The organism is Pyruvatibacter sp. HU-CL02332 (assembly GCF_040362765.1).
In the GTDB taxonomy this organism is placed as follows: Bacteria; Pseudomonadota; Alphaproteobacteria; order CGMCC-115125; family CGMCC-115125; genus Pyruvatibacter.
The window spans coordinates 1-16240 of record NZ_BAABWK010000003.1 but is presented as its reverse complement, the minus strand read 5'-3'; the positions used below and the strand labels follow the sequence as shown (position 1 = coordinate 16240).

Annotated in this window: 12 protein-coding genes and 1 tRNA gene; all 13 read left to right on the top strand. The window is 56.1% G+C overall.

The features are described 5' to 3' along the window. Positions 1 to 211, top strand: a 211-nt coding sequence (locus tag ABXH05_RS16400) for an EF-Tu C-terminal domain-related protein (protein ID WP_502947733.1), incomplete at its 5' end; no start/stop codon positions are given. Positions 212 to 256: 45 nt separating this feature from the next. Then, positions 257 to 332: transfer RNA gene (locus tag ABXH05_RS16395), tRNA-Trp, on the top strand. 115 nt (positions 333 to 447) lie between these two features. Beyond that, positions 448 to 666: a preprotein translocase subunit SecE gene (secE, locus tag ABXH05_RS16390; RefSeq protein ID WP_348138898.1), complete on the top strand. Its 219-nt coding sequence runs from the start codon at positions 448 to 450 to the stop codon at positions 664 to 666. Positions 667 to 741: 75 nt separating this feature from the next. Continuing rightward, entirely contained in the window at positions 742 to 1272 is a 531-nt protein-coding gene (nusG, locus tag ABXH05_RS16385) for a transcription termination/antitermination protein NusG (RefSeq protein ID WP_043949299.1), read from the top strand. Between the two features lie 231 nt (positions 1273 to 1503). Continuing rightward, positions 1504 to 1932 (top strand): 50S ribosomal protein L11, encoded by a 429-nt coding sequence (gene rplK / locus ABXH05_RS16380; RefSeq protein ID WP_348138895.1) that lies wholly within the window; start codon positions 1504 to 1506, stop codon positions 1930 to 1932. A gap of 3 nt (positions 1933 to 1935) precedes the next feature. Beyond that, the gene (gene rplA / locus ABXH05_RS16375) at positions 1936 to 2637 is read left to right on the top strand and encodes a 50S ribosomal protein L1 (protein ID WP_353562456.1); all 702 of its coding nucleotides are present in this window, start codon (positions 1936 to 1938) and stop codon (positions 2635 to 2637) included. 341 nt (positions 2638 to 2978) lie between these two features. Next, positions 2979 to 3497 carry a 50S ribosomal protein L10 gene (gene rplJ / locus ABXH05_RS16370; protein ID WP_348138891.1) on the top strand — a complete coding sequence of 173 codons (519 nt, stop codon included), beginning with the start codon at positions 2979 to 2981 and terminating at the stop codon, positions 3495 to 3497. Positions 3498 to 3578: 81 nt separating this feature from the next. Beyond that, positions 3579 to 3956: a 50S ribosomal protein L7/L12 gene (gene rplL / locus ABXH05_RS16365; protein WP_348138889.1), complete on the top strand. Its 378-nt coding sequence runs from the start codon at positions 3579 to 3581 to the stop codon at positions 3954 to 3956. Between the two features lie 309 nt (positions 3957 to 4265). Continuing rightward, the gene (gene rpoB, locus ABXH05_RS16360; protein WP_353562453.1) at positions 4266 to 8351 is read left to right on the top strand and encodes a DNA-directed RNA polymerase subunit beta; all 4086 of its coding nucleotides are present in this window, start codon (positions 4266 to 4268) and stop codon (positions 8349 to 8351) included. 117 nt (positions 8352 to 8468) lie between these two features. After that, the gene (rpoC, locus tag ABXH05_RS16355; protein WP_461496299.1) at positions 8469 to 12665 is read left to right on the top strand and encodes a DNA-directed RNA polymerase subunit beta'; all 4197 of its coding nucleotides are present in this window, start codon (positions 8469 to 8471) and stop codon (positions 12663 to 12665) included. Positions 12666 to 13162: 497 nt separating this feature from the next. Continuing rightward, positions 13163 to 13534, top strand: coding sequence for a 30S ribosomal protein S12 (gene rpsL, locus ABXH05_RS16350; protein WP_348138883.1), 372 nt, complete (start codon positions 13163 to 13165; stop codon positions 13532 to 13534). Positions 13535 to 13551: 17 nt separating this feature from the next. After that, positions 13552 to 14022: a 30S ribosomal protein S7 gene (gene rpsG, locus ABXH05_RS16345; RefSeq protein WP_348138881.1), complete on the top strand. Its 471-nt coding sequence runs from the start codon at positions 13552 to 13554 to the stop codon at positions 14020 to 14022. 65 nt (positions 14023 to 14087) lie between these two features. Continuing rightward, positions 14088 to 16166, top strand: coding sequence for an elongation factor G (fusA, locus tag ABXH05_RS16340; protein WP_353562450.1), 2079 nt, complete (start codon positions 14088 to 14090; stop codon positions 16164 to 16166). Positions 16167 to 16240: the final 74 nt, after the last annotated feature.

Below are 16240 nucleotides of genomic sequence, written 5' to 3'. Positions count from 1 at the left end.
GAACTACCGTCCGCAGTTCTACTTCCGTACGACGGATGTGACGGGTGTTGTGTCACTGCCGGAAGGCACTGAAATGGTGATGCCTGGCGACAACTGCGAGATGCTTGTTGAGCTGATCGTACCGATTGCCATGGAAGAGAAGCTGCGCTTCGCTATCCGTGAAGGCGGCCGCACCGTGGGTGCTGGCGTCGTTGCAGCAATCATCGAGTAATGCGTATGGGGGCAGCTACAAAAAGTTGCCCCCGTTCGCCGGTTTAGGAGTGTAGCTCAACTGGCAGAGCACCGGTCTCCAAAACCGGGGGTTGGGGGTTCGAGTCCCTCCACTCCTGCCAGCCGCACCGAGTGAGTTAGGTGAGGCGGCAGGGCCAAGCGCGGAAGTATCCCGCAAGGCATGTATCCAGTCCTGAGAGTTTGCAGGACGACAAGCGATAAAGGCGCGATAAGAGCGTGGCAAAAGACGTAGCGAAAAAGAAGAAGACCGGGCCGCTGGAATTTGCCCAGCAGGTGCGGTCTGAGACGTCTAAGGTGACATGGCCGACCCGCCGTGAGACCGCGATCACGACCGTCATGGTTTTCATCATGGTCGCGCTTGCTTCTATTTTCTTCTTTGTTGCCGACCAGATCATGAGCTGGGGCGTGCAGCTGCTGTTGAACCTCAGCCTTTAAGCCTGAGCGTCGCAGCCTGAGAAACACCGGCCTCCCGATATCGGGCAGGGCCACCAAACAAGGATATCCGCGCACATGGCGCATCGTTGGTACATCGTCCACAGCTACTCCAACTTCGAAAAGAAGGTGGCAGAGAGCATCAAGGAACAGGCTGTTCAGCAGGGCCTCGAGGATTGCTTTGAGGAAGTGCTGGTGCCGACTGAGGAAGTGGTGGAAGTCCGCCGCGGCCAGAAGGTCAATACGGAACGCAAGTTCTTCCCGGGCTACGTGCTGGTGAAGATGGATCTGACGGATGAAGCCTTTCACCTGGTGAAGAACACGCCAAAGGTCACGGGTTTCCTTGGGTCTGAGTCCAAACCGCAGCCGGTCAGTCAGGCTGAGGTCGATCGCATTGTGAACCAGGTTCAGGAAGGTGTGGATCGTCCCAAGCCTTCGATCTCTTTCGAGATTGGCGAGCAGGTTCGTGTTGTCGATGGTCCGTTTGCATCGTTCACGGGCCTTGTTGAGGAAGTCGACGAGGAAGCAACGCGTCTCAAGGTTGCCGTGTCAATCTTTGGTCGTCCGACCCCCGTTGAGCTTGAATACGCTCAGGTAGACAAAACCTAGCGATTTGCGGCTGGCTGAAAAATCAGTCAGCCCTCTAGTAATTCCAAGGACTTTGGGGTATTTCCTGCGGCCTTGGATGAAGCGCCTCGCTCCTGACCGGGTTTGCCGGACATGGATTGGGGCGTTTTCACGTTGAGACTTTGTGGGAGGCACAGCCAGTGCCGCACCACAATCCTTCGAAGTAAAAAGTCAGGTTTTCTCTCGCTTTTGAGGGGCCTGGAAGGAGCAATAATGGCGAAGAAGATTATCGGGTACCTGAAACTTCAGGTGCCGGCAGGGGCGGCCAATCCGTCACCTCCCATCGGCCCGGCCCTCGGCCAGCGTGGCCTGAACATCATGGAATTCTGTAAGGCGTTCAACGCCAAGACGCAGGGCATGGAAAATGGCATGCCTGTCCCAACGATCGTTACGATCTATCAGGACAAGTCCTTCACGTTCATCACGAAGAAGCCACCGGCAAGCTACTACCTCAAGAAAGCCGCCAAGCTGAACAAGGGCTCTCAGAAGCCAGGTTCTGAAGTGGCAGGCAAGGTCACCATGAAGCAGGTCCGCGAAATCGCGGAAGAGAAGCTTGTTGACCTCAACGCAAACGACATCGACGCCGCAGCCCTGATTATCGCTGGCTCCGCGCGCTCCATGGGTATCGAGGTGGTGGGCTAAGTCATGGCAAAAGCAGGCAAAAAGATTACCGCTTCACGCGAAGCTATTGATCGCAAGAAGCTCTACACTCTTGATGAAGCTGTTCAGCTCATCAAGGACGGTGCTAAGTCCAAGTTCGATGAGACTGTTGAAGTCGCCATGAACCTTGGTGTTGACCCACGCCACGCTGACCAGATGGTCCGCGGCGTATGTGCACTTCCCAACGGTTCAGGCCGTGGTGCCCGTGTTGCTGTGTTCGCTAAAGGCGACAAGGCAGACGAAGCCAAGGCAGCCGGTGCTGATATCGTCGGTGCTGAAGACCTGATGGAAGAAGTGCAGGGCGGCAAGATCGATTTTGACAAGTGCATTGCGACACCAGACATGATGCCGCTCGTCGGTCGTCTGGGTAAGGTGCTTGGTCCGCGCAACCTGATGCCAAACCCCAAGGTTGGCACGGTGACACCTGATGTTGCTGAAGCTGTGAAAGCAGCCAAGGGCGGTGCAGTTGAGTTCCGCGTTGAGAAGGCCGGCGTACTGCAGGCAGGCGTTGGCAAAGCCAGCTTCTCTGCTGAACAGATCAGCCAGAACATCACAGCGTTTGTGGATTCTGTGCAGAAGGCCAAGCCGACTGGCGCAAAGGGCAACTACATCAAGCGTGTCAGCATCAGCTCGACAATGGGCCCTGGTGTAAAGATTGATCCTTCAAGCCTTTCGTCTGAAGGCTAAGGAATAGAGCGTATCCCTTTGGATGCGTTGCGAAATTCGCTCTCGCTGGCATGGCTGGCGGGAGGGATGAGGCCGGGAAACCGGCCTTGCCCTGTCCGTGACTGCGGGTGTCCAAGGGACGTGTTCCGGAGGACTTAATGACCGCCTGCATTAGACGGGACGACCCGATTTCGGGCCGCTTCTGGCCGATGTTGTGTGAGGGGAGAGATCCCCAGCATTGGCGGACAGGCAATTGAGCGTCGTGACCCAGCTTTGCTGGATTACGACTATTGCCACCGGGCTTTGTTCGTTTGCAGGTATTCCTGCAGCGCAGTGAAGCCCAAAAGTTGGAGTAGAGCCACGTGGAACGCGCTGAAAAAGATGCGCTCGTCTCGACCCTGAACGGTGTCTTCAGTGACGCCGGTGTGGTCGTGGTGACCCACTATTCAGGCCTTAACGTTGCGGAGCTTTCCGAGCTTCGTCGCGACATGGCCGAAGCTGGTGCGAGTTTTCGGGTAACGAAAAATCGTCTGGCAAAACGTGCTCTGGAAGGTACGCCAGCATCCGAGATCACTGATCTGTTTACTGGCCCAACTGCAATCGGCGTCTCTGAAGACCCGGTTGCAGCACCACGGATCCTCGCGAAGTTCGCCAAGGCTAATGACAAGCTCATTATCCGTGGTGGCATCATGGGAGATACCGTGCTTGACGAGACTGGCGTGAAGGCACTTGCCGACCTGCCATCCCTCGACGAGCTCCGGGGCAAGATTGTGGGAATGCTCAACACGCCAGCAACCCGTATCGCAGGAGTGCTCGCAGCACCCGGCGGTCAGGTCGCTCGCGTTATTGCAGCCAAAGCAGAACAGGGGGATGCCGCCTAGAGCATCCGCTCACAGGCAGTCATTCACTCATCACATACCTACCGTCAGAAGCGGTATTACGAAACTAAGGAATTACGAAAAATGGCAAATCTCGAGCAGATCGTTGACGACCTGTCAGCCCTGACCGTCCTGGAAGCCGCTGAGCTTTCAAAGATGCTTGAAGAAAAGTGGGGCGTTTCCGCCGCAGCACCTGTTGCAGTTGCAGCAGCCGGTGGCGCAGCCGCTGGTGGCGAAGCCGCTGAAGAAAAGACAGAGTTCTCTGTTGTTCTGACAGGCGCAGGCGACAAGAAGATCAACGTCATCAAGGAAGTCCGCACCATCACTGGTCTGGGCCTGAAGGAAGCCAAAGAGCTTGTTGAAGGTGCCCCGAAGGAAGTGAAGGGCGATGTTCCCAAGGCGGAAGCCGAAGAAATGAAGAAGAAGCTGGAAGAAGCCGGCGCATCTGTCGAACTCAAGTAGTTCACAGATATTCTTCTTTTGTGAGGCGGGTGCCTTTTGGGCACCCCCCTTGCGCTGAAGATCGGGGAAGGCCATATTCGGTCTTACCCATATACATCGAGTGGCGATGCGCTGGTTCCGTCTTATAGCGGGGCCGGCGCATGCGTCGCTTTTGCGCATGCCAGGTTACGGGAATACAGGGGAAACCCTGACGAATTGGACCTGTCAGCGCGTGGTGAACCGGACTCTAAGTCCGTCTGTGCCGACCCTCAATTCGTGGTGTCCGCTTGCTGGATGCCATGCCCCTGATTCGCTTATGTGCGAGGACACTTGATGTCGCAGTCCTTTACTGGCCGCAAACGTATCCGCAAATTTTTTGGTCACATCCCCGAAGTGACTAAAATGCCGAACCTCATTGAGGTTCAAAAACAGTCATATGACCATTTCCTTCTGACCGACCCGGCTGATCGCAAGCCGGATGAGGGCCTTGAGGCGGTTTTCCGCTCGGTCTTCCCGATCTCTGACTATGCGGAGACGTCGACGCTGGAATTTGTGTCGTACTCTTTTGAAGATCCCAAATACGACACAGAAGAGTGCCAGCAGCGCAGCATGACCTACGCTGCGCCTTTGAAGGTGACACTCCGCCTCATCGTATTTGATGTGGACGAAGATACCGGCGCCAAGTCCGTCAAGGACATCAAGGAGCAGGACGTCTATATGGGCGACATGCCGCTGATGACGGAGAACGGCACGTTCATCGTCAATGGCACGGAGCGCGTGATCGTTTCCCAGATGCACCGCTCGCCTGGTGTGTTCTTTGACCACGACAAGGGCAAGACGCATTCGTCCGGCAAGCTTCTGTTTGCTGCACGCGTTATCCCGTATCGCGGTTCCTGGCTCGACTTTGAGTTTGACGCCAAGGACATCGTGCATTGCCGTATTGACCGTCGCCGTAAAATTCCGGCGACGACGCTCCTCTATGCGCTTGGCATGGACAGCGAGCAGATCCTTGATCTGTTCTACGGCAAGATTGCCTACAAGAAGACCAAGGACGGCTGGAAGACGCCGTTCAATCCAGAAGGCATGCGCGGCATCAAGCCAGCTGTTGATCTGGTAGATGCCAAAACGGGTGACGTTGTCATTGAGGCGGGTCGCAAGATCACGCCGCGTCTTGGCAAGAAGCTCATCGAAGAGGGCGTCAAAGAGCTGCTGATGCAGCCTGAAGATCTGATCGGGCAGTTCATTGCCACCGAGATGATCAACGAAGAAACCGGTGAAATCTTTGCTGAAGCCGGCGAAGAAATTACCGAAGAGCTGTTCGAGACATTTGCAGAGGCCGGTATCAAGGCCATCGAAGTTCTCGACATTGACCAGGTGAATGTGGGTGGCTACATCCGCAACACGCTGGCTGTGGACAAAGCCACCAACAAGGATCAGGCGCTGGTAGACATCTACCGTGTGATGCGTCCCGGTGAGCCGCCAACCCCGGACACAGCTCAGGCGCTGTTCGACAGCCTGTTCTTCGACAGCGAACGCTACGACCTTTCTGCCGTCGGTCGCGTGAAGATGAACATGCGCCTTGATCTGGATGCAGAAGACACTGTTCGCGTCCTGCGCGGTGACGACATTCTGGCCGTCATCAAGACGCTGGTGGATCTGCGTGATGGTCGCGGTGAAATCGACGACATTGACCACCTCGGCAACCGTCGTGTTCGCTCTGTTGGTGAGCTGATGGAAAACCAGTTCCGTGTTGGACTGCTCCGTATGGAGCGCGCCATCAAGGAACGCATGGGTTCTGTCGACATCGACACGGTGATGCCCCAGGACCTCATCAACGCCAAGCCAGTTGCGGCGGCTGTGCGTGAGTTCTTTGGGTCGTCCCAGCTGTCCCAGTTCATGGACCAGACAAACCCGCTGTCAGAGATCACGCATAAGCGTCGTCTCTCAGCGCTTGGACCAGGCGGGCTGACGCGTGAACGTGCGGGCTTTGAAGTTCGTGACGTGCACCCAACCCACTACGGTCGTATCTGCCCGATTGAAACGCCGGAAGGCCCGAACATTGGTCTGATCAACTCACTGGCTACCTACAGCCGGGTGAACAAATACGGCTTCATTGAAACGCCTTACCGCAAGGTGAACGAAGGCGTTGTGACGGACGAGGTCGTTTACCTTTCCGCCATGGAAGAGGGCCGTTACTCCATCGCCCAGGCGAACGTCGCCATTGAGGCTGATGGTACGTTTACGGATGAACTAATTGCTGCCCGTCGCGCCGGCGACGTGCTGATGATGCCACGTGAAGAAGTGGGCTTTGTGGATGTGTCGCCACGCCAGCTGGTGTCGGTTGCCGCAGCACTCATTCCATTCCTTGAAAACGATGACGCCAACCGTGCGCTCATGGGATCAAACATGCAGCGCCAGGCTGTGCCGCTGGTGAAGGCGGATGCGCCTCTCGTCGGTACCGGCATGGAAAGCGTTGTTGCCCATGACTCAGGTGCGGCTGTAGCCGCTCGCCGTACAGGTGTTGTCGATCAGGTTGACGCTACCCGCATCGTGGTGCGCGCAACGGAAGAAACTGACAACTCCAAGTCAGGCGTGGACATCTACAACCTGCGTAAGTTCCAGCGTTCTAACCAGAACACCTGCATGAACCAGCGTCCGCTGGTGAAGGTTGGTGACCGGGTCAAAGCCGGCGACATCATGGCCGATGGTCCGTCTACGGATCTTGGTGAGCTTGCTCTTGGTCGTAACGTACTCGTCGCGTTCATGCCGTGGAACGGTTACAACTTTGAGGACTCCATCCTCATCTCCGAACGCATCGTGCGGGACGACGTGTTTACGTCGATCCACATCGAAGAGTTCGAAGTTGCTGCCCGTGATACGAAGCTTGGACCAGAAGAAGTCACTCGTGACATTCCGAACGTAGGCGAGGAAGCGCTGCGCAACCTCGACGAAGCGGGCATTGTTTACATCGGTGCTGAAGTGCATCCGGGCGATATCCTCTGCGGCAAGATCACGCCGAAGGGTGAAAGCCCGATGACACCGGAAGAAAAACTTCTGCGTGCCATCTTCGGTGAAAAAGCGTCTGACGTTCGCGACACATCTCTCAAGCTGCCTCCGGGCGTTGCGGGTACGGTCGTTGAAGTGCGCGTGTTCAACCGCCACGGCGTGGACAAGGACGAACGTGCGCTGGCGATTGAGCGGGAAGAAATCGAGCGTCTTGCAAAAGACCGCGATGACGAACTCGCGATCCTTGAGCGCAACGTGTTTGGTCGTCTGGAAGAAATGCTGCTGAACAAGCAGGTTGCTTCTGGTCCAAATGACATGGCGCCAGACAGCAAGGTGACACCTGCGATCCTGGAAGAACTTTCCAAGGGCCAGTGGTGGCAGATTGCTCTGAAGAACGACAAGGCCATGGCTGATGTCGAAGCGCTGAAGAAGCAGTATGACGATGGTAAGAAGCGTCTTGATGCACGCTTTGAAGACAAGGTCGAGAAGCTGCAGCGTGGTGACGAACTGCCACCTGGCGTGATGAAGATGGTCAAGGTCTTCGTGGCTGTGAAGCGCAAGCTGCAGCCCGGTGACAAAATGGCCGGTCGTCATGGCAACAAGGGTGTGATCTCCAAGATCAACCCGATCGAAGACATGCCGTATCTGGAAGATGGTACCCATGTGGACATCGTGCTGAACCCGCTGGGTGTGCCGAGCCGCATGAATGTGGGCCAGATTCTGGAAACCCATATGGGGTGGGCCAGTGCCGGCCTTGGCAAGATGATTGGTGATGCACTTGAGGCCTACAAGGCTGAAGGCAAGCTCATTGAACTCAAGAAGACGCTTGAGAATGTGTATGGCGATGAGCCGACATTGGATGAGCTTGATGACAATGGTCTGATTGAGCTTGGCACCAACCTGCAAAAGGGTGTTCCGATTGCAACGCCAGTGTTTGATGGCGCGCATGAAGGCGATGTTGTGGACATGCTTGAAAAAGCCGGTCTCGACGGGTCAGGTCAGTCAACTTTGTATGATGGTCGTACAGGTGAACAGTTCGACCGTCCGGTAACGGTTGGCTACATCTACATGCTGAAGCTGCATCACCTTGTGGATGACAAGATCCACGCCCGGTCGATCGGACCGTACTCGCTTGTTACGCAGCAGCCGCTGGGTGGTAAGGCGCAGTTCGGCGGCCAGCGCTTCGGTGAAATGGAAGTATGGGCACTGCAGGCCTATGGCGCTGCATACACGCTCCAGGAAATGCTCACTGTGAAGTCGGATGACGTTGCTGGCCGTACCAAGGTGTACGAAGCCATCGTGCGTGGCGACGACACATTCGAAGCGGGCATTCCCGAAAGCTTCAACGTGCTTGTTAAGGAGATGCGGTCACTCGGCCTGAACGTCGAGCTGCAGACCACAAGTACATAGGCGATAGCGACTTGCGGTTCGGACCTAAGCGGGTCCGAACCGCCAAATCATTTTTTGTAGTCCTACCCTGGACCGGCTGAACATCAGGCGGGCAGGGGCACCCCTAAGAGGCGGTTCATGAACCAGGAAGTCCTCAGCAATATCTTCAACCCCTCAGGCGTCGCTGAGACGTTTGATGCGATCAAGATTTCGATCTCCTCTCCCGAGAAGATCCTGTCGTGGTCGTTTGGCGAGGTGAAGAAGCCCGAAACGATCAACTACCGTACGTTCAAGCCTGAGCGTGACGGTCTGTTCTGTGCGCGCATCTTTGGTCCGATCAAGGACTATGAGTGCCTGTGCGGCAAGTACAAGCGGATGAAGTACAAAGGCATCATCTGCGAAAAGTGCGGTGTTGAAGTAACGCTCTCAAAGGTCCGGCGTGAGCGCATGGGCCACATTGAGCTTGCAGCTCCTGTTGCTCACATCTGGTTCCTGAAGTCCCTGCCATCGCGCATCGGCCTTCTGCTGGATATGGCGCTCAAGGATCTGGAGCGCGTGCTCTACTTTGAAAGCTACATCGTCACTGAGCCAGGCCTGACACCGTTGAAGCTGCACCAGCTTCTGACGGAAGAAGAATACGCTGACGCGCAGGACGAGTTCGGCGAAGACGCATTTACCGCGGGCATCGGCGCTGAAGCCATCCGCGACATGCTGATGACGCTTGATCTTGAAAAGACCGCTGCTGAGCTGCGCGTCGAGATCGCCGAAGCAACCACTGAGCTCAAGCCCAAGAAGCTGGCCAAGCGCCTGAAGGTTGTTGAAGCCTTCATGGAATCCGGCAACCGTCCTGAGTGGATGATCATGACTGTTGTTCCGGTCATCCCACCGGAACTGCGTCCGCTGGTGCCACTTGATGGGGGCCGCTTTGCGACCTCTGACCTCAATGACCTCTACCGTCGCGTGATCAACCGGAACAACCGTTTGAAGCGTTTGATGGAGCTGCGTGCACCGGACATCATCATCCGGAACGAAAAGCGCATGCTGCAGGAAGCTGTTGATGCCCTGTTTGACAATGGTCGCCGTGGCCGCGTCATCACCGGTGCCAACAAGCGTCCGCTGAAGTCACTCTCCGACATGCTCAAGGGCAAGCAGGGCCGTTTCCGTCAGAACCTGCTCGGCAAGCGCGTGGACTACTCTGGCCGTTCGGTCATCGTGGTGGGTCCCGAGCTTAAGCTGCATCAGTGTGGTCTGCCCAAGAAGATGGCGCTTGAACTGTTCAAGCCGTTTATCTACTCGCGCCTTGAAGCCAAGGGCCTTGCGGCGACGATCAAGCAGGCGAAGAAACTGGTTGAAAAAGAAAAGCCGGAAGTGTGGGACATCCTCGAAGAGGTGATCCGCGAACATCCGGTAATGCTCAACCGTGCGCCGACACTTCACCGTCTTGGCATTCAGGCTTTCGAACCAACACTGATCGAAGGTAAGGCCATCCAGCTTCACCCGCTGGTCTGTGCTGCGTTCAATGCTGACTTTGATGGTGACCAGATGGCCGTTCACGTGCCGCTGTCGCTTGAAGCCCAGCTCGAAGCACGTGTGCTGATGATGTCCACAAACAACATTCTGCACCCGGCTGATGGCACCCCCATCATTGTGCCGTCGCAGGATATTGTTCTTGGCCTCTACTACCTGTCGCTCGAAAAAGAAAACGAGCCGGGCGAGGGCATGGTCTTCTCTGACGTGAAAGAGATCGAGCATGCACTTGATGCGGGCTCCGTTACTCTGCACGCCAAGGTAAAGGCACGCTGGATCACCAAGGACGAGAATGGCGACGACGTCACCATGATCGTGGATACGACACCTGGTCGTATGCTGGTTGGTGATCTACTGCCGCGTAACCCGAACGTGCCCTATGACCTTGTGAACCAGCTTCTGACCAAGAAGGCGATCTCCGGCGTCATCGACGTTGTGTATCGTCACACAGGCCAGAAAGAGACGGTCATCTTCTGTGACCGCATCATGGGTCTCGGCTTTGCCCGTGCCTGCCGTGCCGGCATTTCGTTCGGCAAGGACGACATGGTGGTGCCGGAAACGAAGACCGGTCTTGTTGATGAAACGCGCACACTCGCGAATGAGTATGAGCAGCAGTACATCGACGGTCTGATCACGCAGGGCGAAAAGTACAACAAGGTTGTGGATGCCTGGGCCAAGTGCACAGACAAGGTTGCCGAAGAGATGATGGGCAAGATTTCATCTGTCCAGATCGACGAGGAAACCAACCGCACCAAGGACATCAACTCGATCTACATGATGTCCCATTCAGGCGCCCGTGGTTCGCCCGCGCAGATGAAGCAGCTTGCCGGTATGCGTGGCCTTATGGCCAAGCCGTCAGGCGAGATCATTGAAACGCCGATTATCTCGAACTTTAAAGAAGGCCTGACCGTGCTTGAGTACTTCAACTCAACCCACGGTGCCCGTAAGGGTCTGGCTGATACGGCTCTTAAGACTGCTAACTCCGGTTACCTGACCCGTCGTCTTGTTGACGTGGCACAGGACTGCATCATCACGGAACCTGATTGTGGTTCTGAAGATGGTCTGACCGTTGGTGCGGTGCTTGATAGTGGTGAAGTGCTTGCCTCTCTTGGCAGCCGGATCCTTGGCCGTACGCCTGCCAACGACATTGTTCACCCGTCTACGGGTGACGTGATCGTGCCCAAGGGCGAAGAGATCACTGAGCCTCTTGCTGATGCGGTTGAAGAAGCCGGTATCCAGCAGGTGCTGATCCGCTCTGTGCTGACGTGCGAAACGCGCGGCGGTGTGTGCGGTAAGTGCTACGGCCGTGACCTTGCTCGCGGTACACCGGTGAACATGGGTGAAGCAATCGGCGTAATTGCAGCTCAGTCTATCGGTGAGCCCGGCACGCAGTTGACCATGCGTACCTTCCATATTGGTGGTACGGCGCAGGTGGTGGATTCATCATTCATTGAATCCAACCATGCCGGTACAGTGACAATCGCTAACCCGGAACTTGTGACGGACTCCTCTGGCAATGTCATCGTCATGGGCCGCTCTTCGCAGCTTGTGGTGTCTGATGCTGAAGGTATCGAACTCGCAACACACCGTCTGTCCTACGGCACACGCCTGCGTGTGAAGGATGGTGACACGGTGGATCGCGGTCAGCGTATGGCTGAGTGGGACCCGTATACCCTGCCAATCCTCACGGAACGTGATGGCATCATCGGCTTCGAAGATGTGATCGAAGGGGTGACCATCCGTGAAGTAGCGGATGAAGCAACAGGTATCTCATCCAAGGTTGTGATCGACTGGCGTGCGTCTACGCGGTCTGCCGATCTCAAGCCGGCGATTGTGGTCAAGGGCAAAAATGGCCAGGTGCTGAAGCTCGCCAATGGCAACGAAGCCCGCTACCTGCTCGCTGTGGATGCCATTCTGTCCGTTGAAGACGGTGCGGAGATCCATGCTGGTGACGTGGTTGCACGTATTCCAACGGAAGGTGCAAAGACCCGTGACATCACGGGTGGTCTGCCACGTGTGGCTGAACTGTTCGAAGCACGTCGTCCCAAGGACAATGCCGTCATCGCAGAAGCTGATGGCGTCGTTGAGTTTGGCCGCGACTACAAGAACAAGCGCCGGATTGTTGTTCGTCCCAAGGATGAGAGTGAAGAGCCGACGGAATATCTCATTCCGAAGGGCAAGCACCTCACCGTTCGTGAAGGTGACTTCATTGAAAAGGGCGAGTACCTGCTTGATGGCAACCCAGCGCCGCATGACATTCTGGCCGTTTCAGGCGTCGAGGAGCTTGCTCGCTACCTCGTCAATGAAATTCAGGAGGTCTATCGACTGCAGGGCGTGAACATCAACGACAAGCACATCGAGGTGATTGTTCGCCAGATGCTGCAAAAAGTTGAAGTCACGGATGCCGGCACGACACCGCTGCTGAAAGCAGAACAGCTTGATCGCGTCGAATTTGACGAGATCAACGAGAAGGTGATCGCTGAAGGCGGCACGCCTGCTGAGGCAAACCCGGTTCTGCTGGGCATCACCAAGGCGTCGCTGCAGACACGGTCGTTCATCTCAGCTGCGTCGTTCCAGGAAACTACCCGTGTTCTCACGGATGCTTCCGTGAACGGTAAGCAGGACCACCTGATTGGCCTGAAGGAAAACGTCATTGTGGGTCGGCTTATCCCGGCCGGCACAGGCGCGCTCCTCAACCGCCTCAAGAACGAAGCTGCTGGTCGCGATGAGACGATCATGGACAGCCGCGGCGTTGTTGCTCCCGCCATTGAAGAGGGCGAGGGCGAAGAGGCAGACGAGGTCGCCTAAAACAACATTGGGGCTGCCGGGATCTGCCCGGCAGCCCCAGTTTTCCGCCTTTGTGAGGCGGGATTGGCTGATATGCAGATAAGTTCGGGATTTCCCGCCAAATTCTGCGACATCGGCCTTGACGTGCAGGGGGTGGATAGTTAGTTTCCGCCAACTTTTGAGGCAAGCAGTAGGCGATTCAGGTGGCTCAAGCCCCAGCCTAAACGTTGTCAAAGAAAGCCAAAGAGCACTCTACCGGAGCAAGAACTGGGGCTAACCCTCTGGTTCCTCTGCGTTTTTTGGACCTTTCGGGATTTGTCCGACTGGTCCAATTTGGCGTGCCGCTGGATCATCTGCATTGAGCAGGTGGAACCGGCGAGGCGCGCCGACTCGCATTCGGACGACGTGTTTTAAGGTTTTCTTCAAAAAACAGGTTTTCCCGGCCGATTTCGGCGGGGATTTGGTTCAAGGGCCCATGCAAGTGGGCTGTAAGTCAGAGAAGGCGTCGAAAAGCTCTTATGCCGACGATTAACCAGCTCATCCGCAAGCCGCGCCAGCCGCAGATCAAGCGGACCAAGGTGCCAGCCATGGAAGCCTGCCCGCAGAAGCGTGGCGTGTGCACCCGTGTCTATACGACGACCCCAAAGAAGCCGAACTCGGCTCTGCGTAAGGTTGCTCGTGTGCGCCTCAACAACGGCTTCGAAGTCACAAGCTACATTCCGGGTGAAGGCCATAACCTTCAGGAACACTCCGTGGTGATGATCCGCGGCGGCCGTGTGAAGGACCTTCCCGGCGTTCGCTATCACATCATTCGCGGCGTTCTGGATACCCAGGGCGTCAAGGACCGTAAGCAGCGTCGTTCGAAATACGGCGCCAAGCGGCCGAAATAGGGCGGGGAGTTTAGAAAATGTCACGACGTCACCGCGCCGAAAAACGCGAAGTCATCCCCGACGCCAAGTTTGGCGACGAGGTTGTTACCAAGTTCATGAATTGCCTGATGTATGACGGCAAGAAGTCTGCTGCCGAGCGCATTGTTTACGGTGCCTTCGACCAGATGCAGGACAAGACGAGCCAGGACCCGGTTCAGATGTTCCACGATGCGCTCACAAATGTGATGCCTGCAGTGGAAGTGCGCTCCCGCCGTGTTGGTGGTGCGACCTACCAGGTCCCCGTTGAAGTTCGCCCTGAGCGGCGCCGTGCGCTTGCCATTCGTTGGGTGATTTCTGCATCTCGTGCTCGCAACGAGAAGACAATGACTGATCGCCTGGCTGGTGAGCTGCTTGATGCAGCCAACAACCGTGGCGCTGCAATCAAGAAGCGTGAAGACACACACCGGATGGCTGAAGCCAACCGTGCCTTCTCGCACTATCGCTGGTAGTTCGCTGCGGCGATCCGGTTCTACGTACTGCCCGTTTTGAATTTTAGGTTTTAGAGGCTTCACTCATGTCTTCGCGCACAACACCGCTCCAAGACTATCGCAATATCGGCATCATGGCTCACATCGATGCGGGTAAGACGACGACTACTGAGCGCATCCTCTATTACACGGGCCGTTCGCATAAGATCGGTGAAGTTCATGATGGCGCAGCCACCATGGACTGGATGGAGCAGGAGCAGGAGCGCGGCATCACGATTACGTCCGCTGCTACGACATGCTTCTGGAACGATCACCGCATCAACATCATCGACACTCCCGGCCACGTGGACTTCACCATTGAAGTTGAGCGTTCGCTGCGTGTGCTTGATGGCGCGGTTGCTGTGTTTGACGGCGTTGCCGGTGTTGAGCCTCAGTCCGAAACCGTATGGCGTCAGGCCGACAAGTACAGCGTTCCTCGGATGTGCTTCGTCAACAAGCTGGACCGTACGGGTGCTGACTTCTTCCGTTGCGTTGACATGATCGTCGATCGCCTTGGCGCGACGCCGCTGGTAACGCAGCTGCCAATCGGTATCGAAGCTGACTTCCTGGGTGTTGTTGACCTGGTGAAGATGCAGGCTGTTATCTGGAAAGATGAGAGCCTCGGTGCTGAGTACGAATACACAGACATTCCTGCTGATCTGAAGGATCAGGCAGATGAATATCGCGCCAAGCTCATCGAAACAGCTGTTGAAGCTGACGATGATGCGATGGAAGCATATCTTGAAGGCAACGAGCCTGATGAGGCTGGCCTCAAGGCGCTGATCCGCAAGGGTGCGATTGAGCAGATTTTTGTGCCTGTGCTTTGCGGTACGGCTTTCAAGAACAAGGGTGTGCAGCCACTTCTCGACGCTGTGGTCGATTACATGCCGTCTCCGCTGGATGTGCCTGCGATTAAGGGCATCGATCCCAAGACGGAAGAAGAAACAGATCGCAAGTCAGATGATGACGAGCCGTTTGCTGCATTGGCCTTCAAGATCATGAATGACCCATTCGTTGGGTCGCTCACATTCGCCCGTATCTATTCCGGCAAGCTTGAGACTGGTTCTTCGGTGCTCAACACCGTGAAAGAAAAGCGTGAGCGCGTTGGTCGTATGCTGCTTATGCACTCCAACAGCCGTGAAGACATCAAGGAAGCAGCTGCTGGCGACATCGTTGCTATCGCTGGTCTGAAAGACACGACGACTGGTGACACGCTGTGTGATCCCAACCGTCCGGTTATCCTTGAGCGGATGGAATTCCCGGATCCGGTGATCGAGGTTGCCGTTGAGCCGAAGACCAAGGCTGACCAGGAAAAGATGGGCCTGGCGCTCGCGCGCCTCGCGCAGGAAGATCCTTCCTTCCGCGTGATGTCAGACGAAGAGTCCGGTCAGACCGTGATCAAGGGCATGGGTGAGCTTCACCTCGATATCCTTGTTGATCGCATGAAGCGTGAGTTCAAGGTTGAGGCCAATGTTGGCGCGCCACAGGTGGCGTACCGTGAAACCATCACCAAGCAGGCAACTGTTGACTACACCCACAAGAAGCAGACGGGTGGTTCTGGTCAGTTCGCCCGCGTGAAGCTTGAGTTTGCACCTTGCGAGCCTGGTGAAGGCTTTGAGTTCGAAAGCAAGATCGTCGGTGGTTCTGTGCCCAAGGAATATATTCCGGGCGTGCAGAAGGGCATTGAAAGTGTTCGTGAAAACGGCATGCTTGCCGGCTTCCCGATGCTTGACTTCAAGGTGCGCCTGATTGACGGCGCCTACCATGACGTTGACTCCAGCATCATGGCTTTCGAAATCGCTGCTCGCGCAGCATTCCGTGAAGCAGGTGATGAGCTTGGTGTGGTTCTGCTTGAGCCGGTCATGAACGTCGAGGTCGTGACACCTGAAGATTACATGGGTGACGTTATTGGCGATCTGAACTCACGTCGTGGTCAGATCTCCGGCACAGAAGCACGCGGCAATGCCACTGTGATTTCAGCAATGGTGCCGCTCGCCAACATGTTTGGCTACGTGAATACGCTGCGTTCAATGTCTCAGGGCCGTGCCCAGTATTCGATGCAGTTTGATCACTACGAACAGGTACCGCACGCGGTGTCTGAGGAAGTTCGCGCGAAGCTGGCGTAACCAGCGACACGCATACCCAATTACGAAGACGGGACCGGGGCTGATGCCGGGTCCATCAAAGGAAGACAGAAGAG

Bases quoted from the DNA above. Each gene is read 5' to 3' on its own strand.
- nusG (WP_043949299.1), top strand. From the start codon at position 742: ATGGCGCATCGTTGGTACATCGTCCACAGCTACTCCAACTTCGAAAAG.
- rplK (WP_348138895.1), top strand. From the start codon at position 1,504: ATGGCGAAGAAGATTATCGGGTACCTGAAACTTCAGGTGCCGGCAGGG.
- rplA (WP_353562456.1), top strand. From the start codon at position 1,936: ATGGCAAAAGCAGGCAAAAAGATTACCGCTTCACGCGAAGCTATTGAT.
- rplL (WP_348138889.1), top strand. From the start codon at position 3,579: ATGGCAAATCTCGAGCAGATCGTTGACGACCTGTCAGCCCTGACCGTC.
- rpoC (WP_461496299.1), top strand. From the start codon at position 8,469: ATGAACCAGGAAGTCCTCAGCAATATCTTCAACCCCTCAGGCGTCGCT.
- rpsL (WP_348138883.1), top strand. From the start codon at position 13,163: ATGCCGACGATTAACCAGCTCATCCGCAAGCCGCGCCAGCCGCAGATC.
- rpsG (WP_348138881.1), top strand. From the start codon at position 13,552: ATGTCACGACGTCACCGCGCCGAAAAACGCGAAGTCATCCCCGACGCC.
- fusA (WP_353562450.1), top strand. From the start codon at position 14,088: ATGTCTTCGCGCACAACACCGCTCCAAGACTATCGCAATATCGGCATC.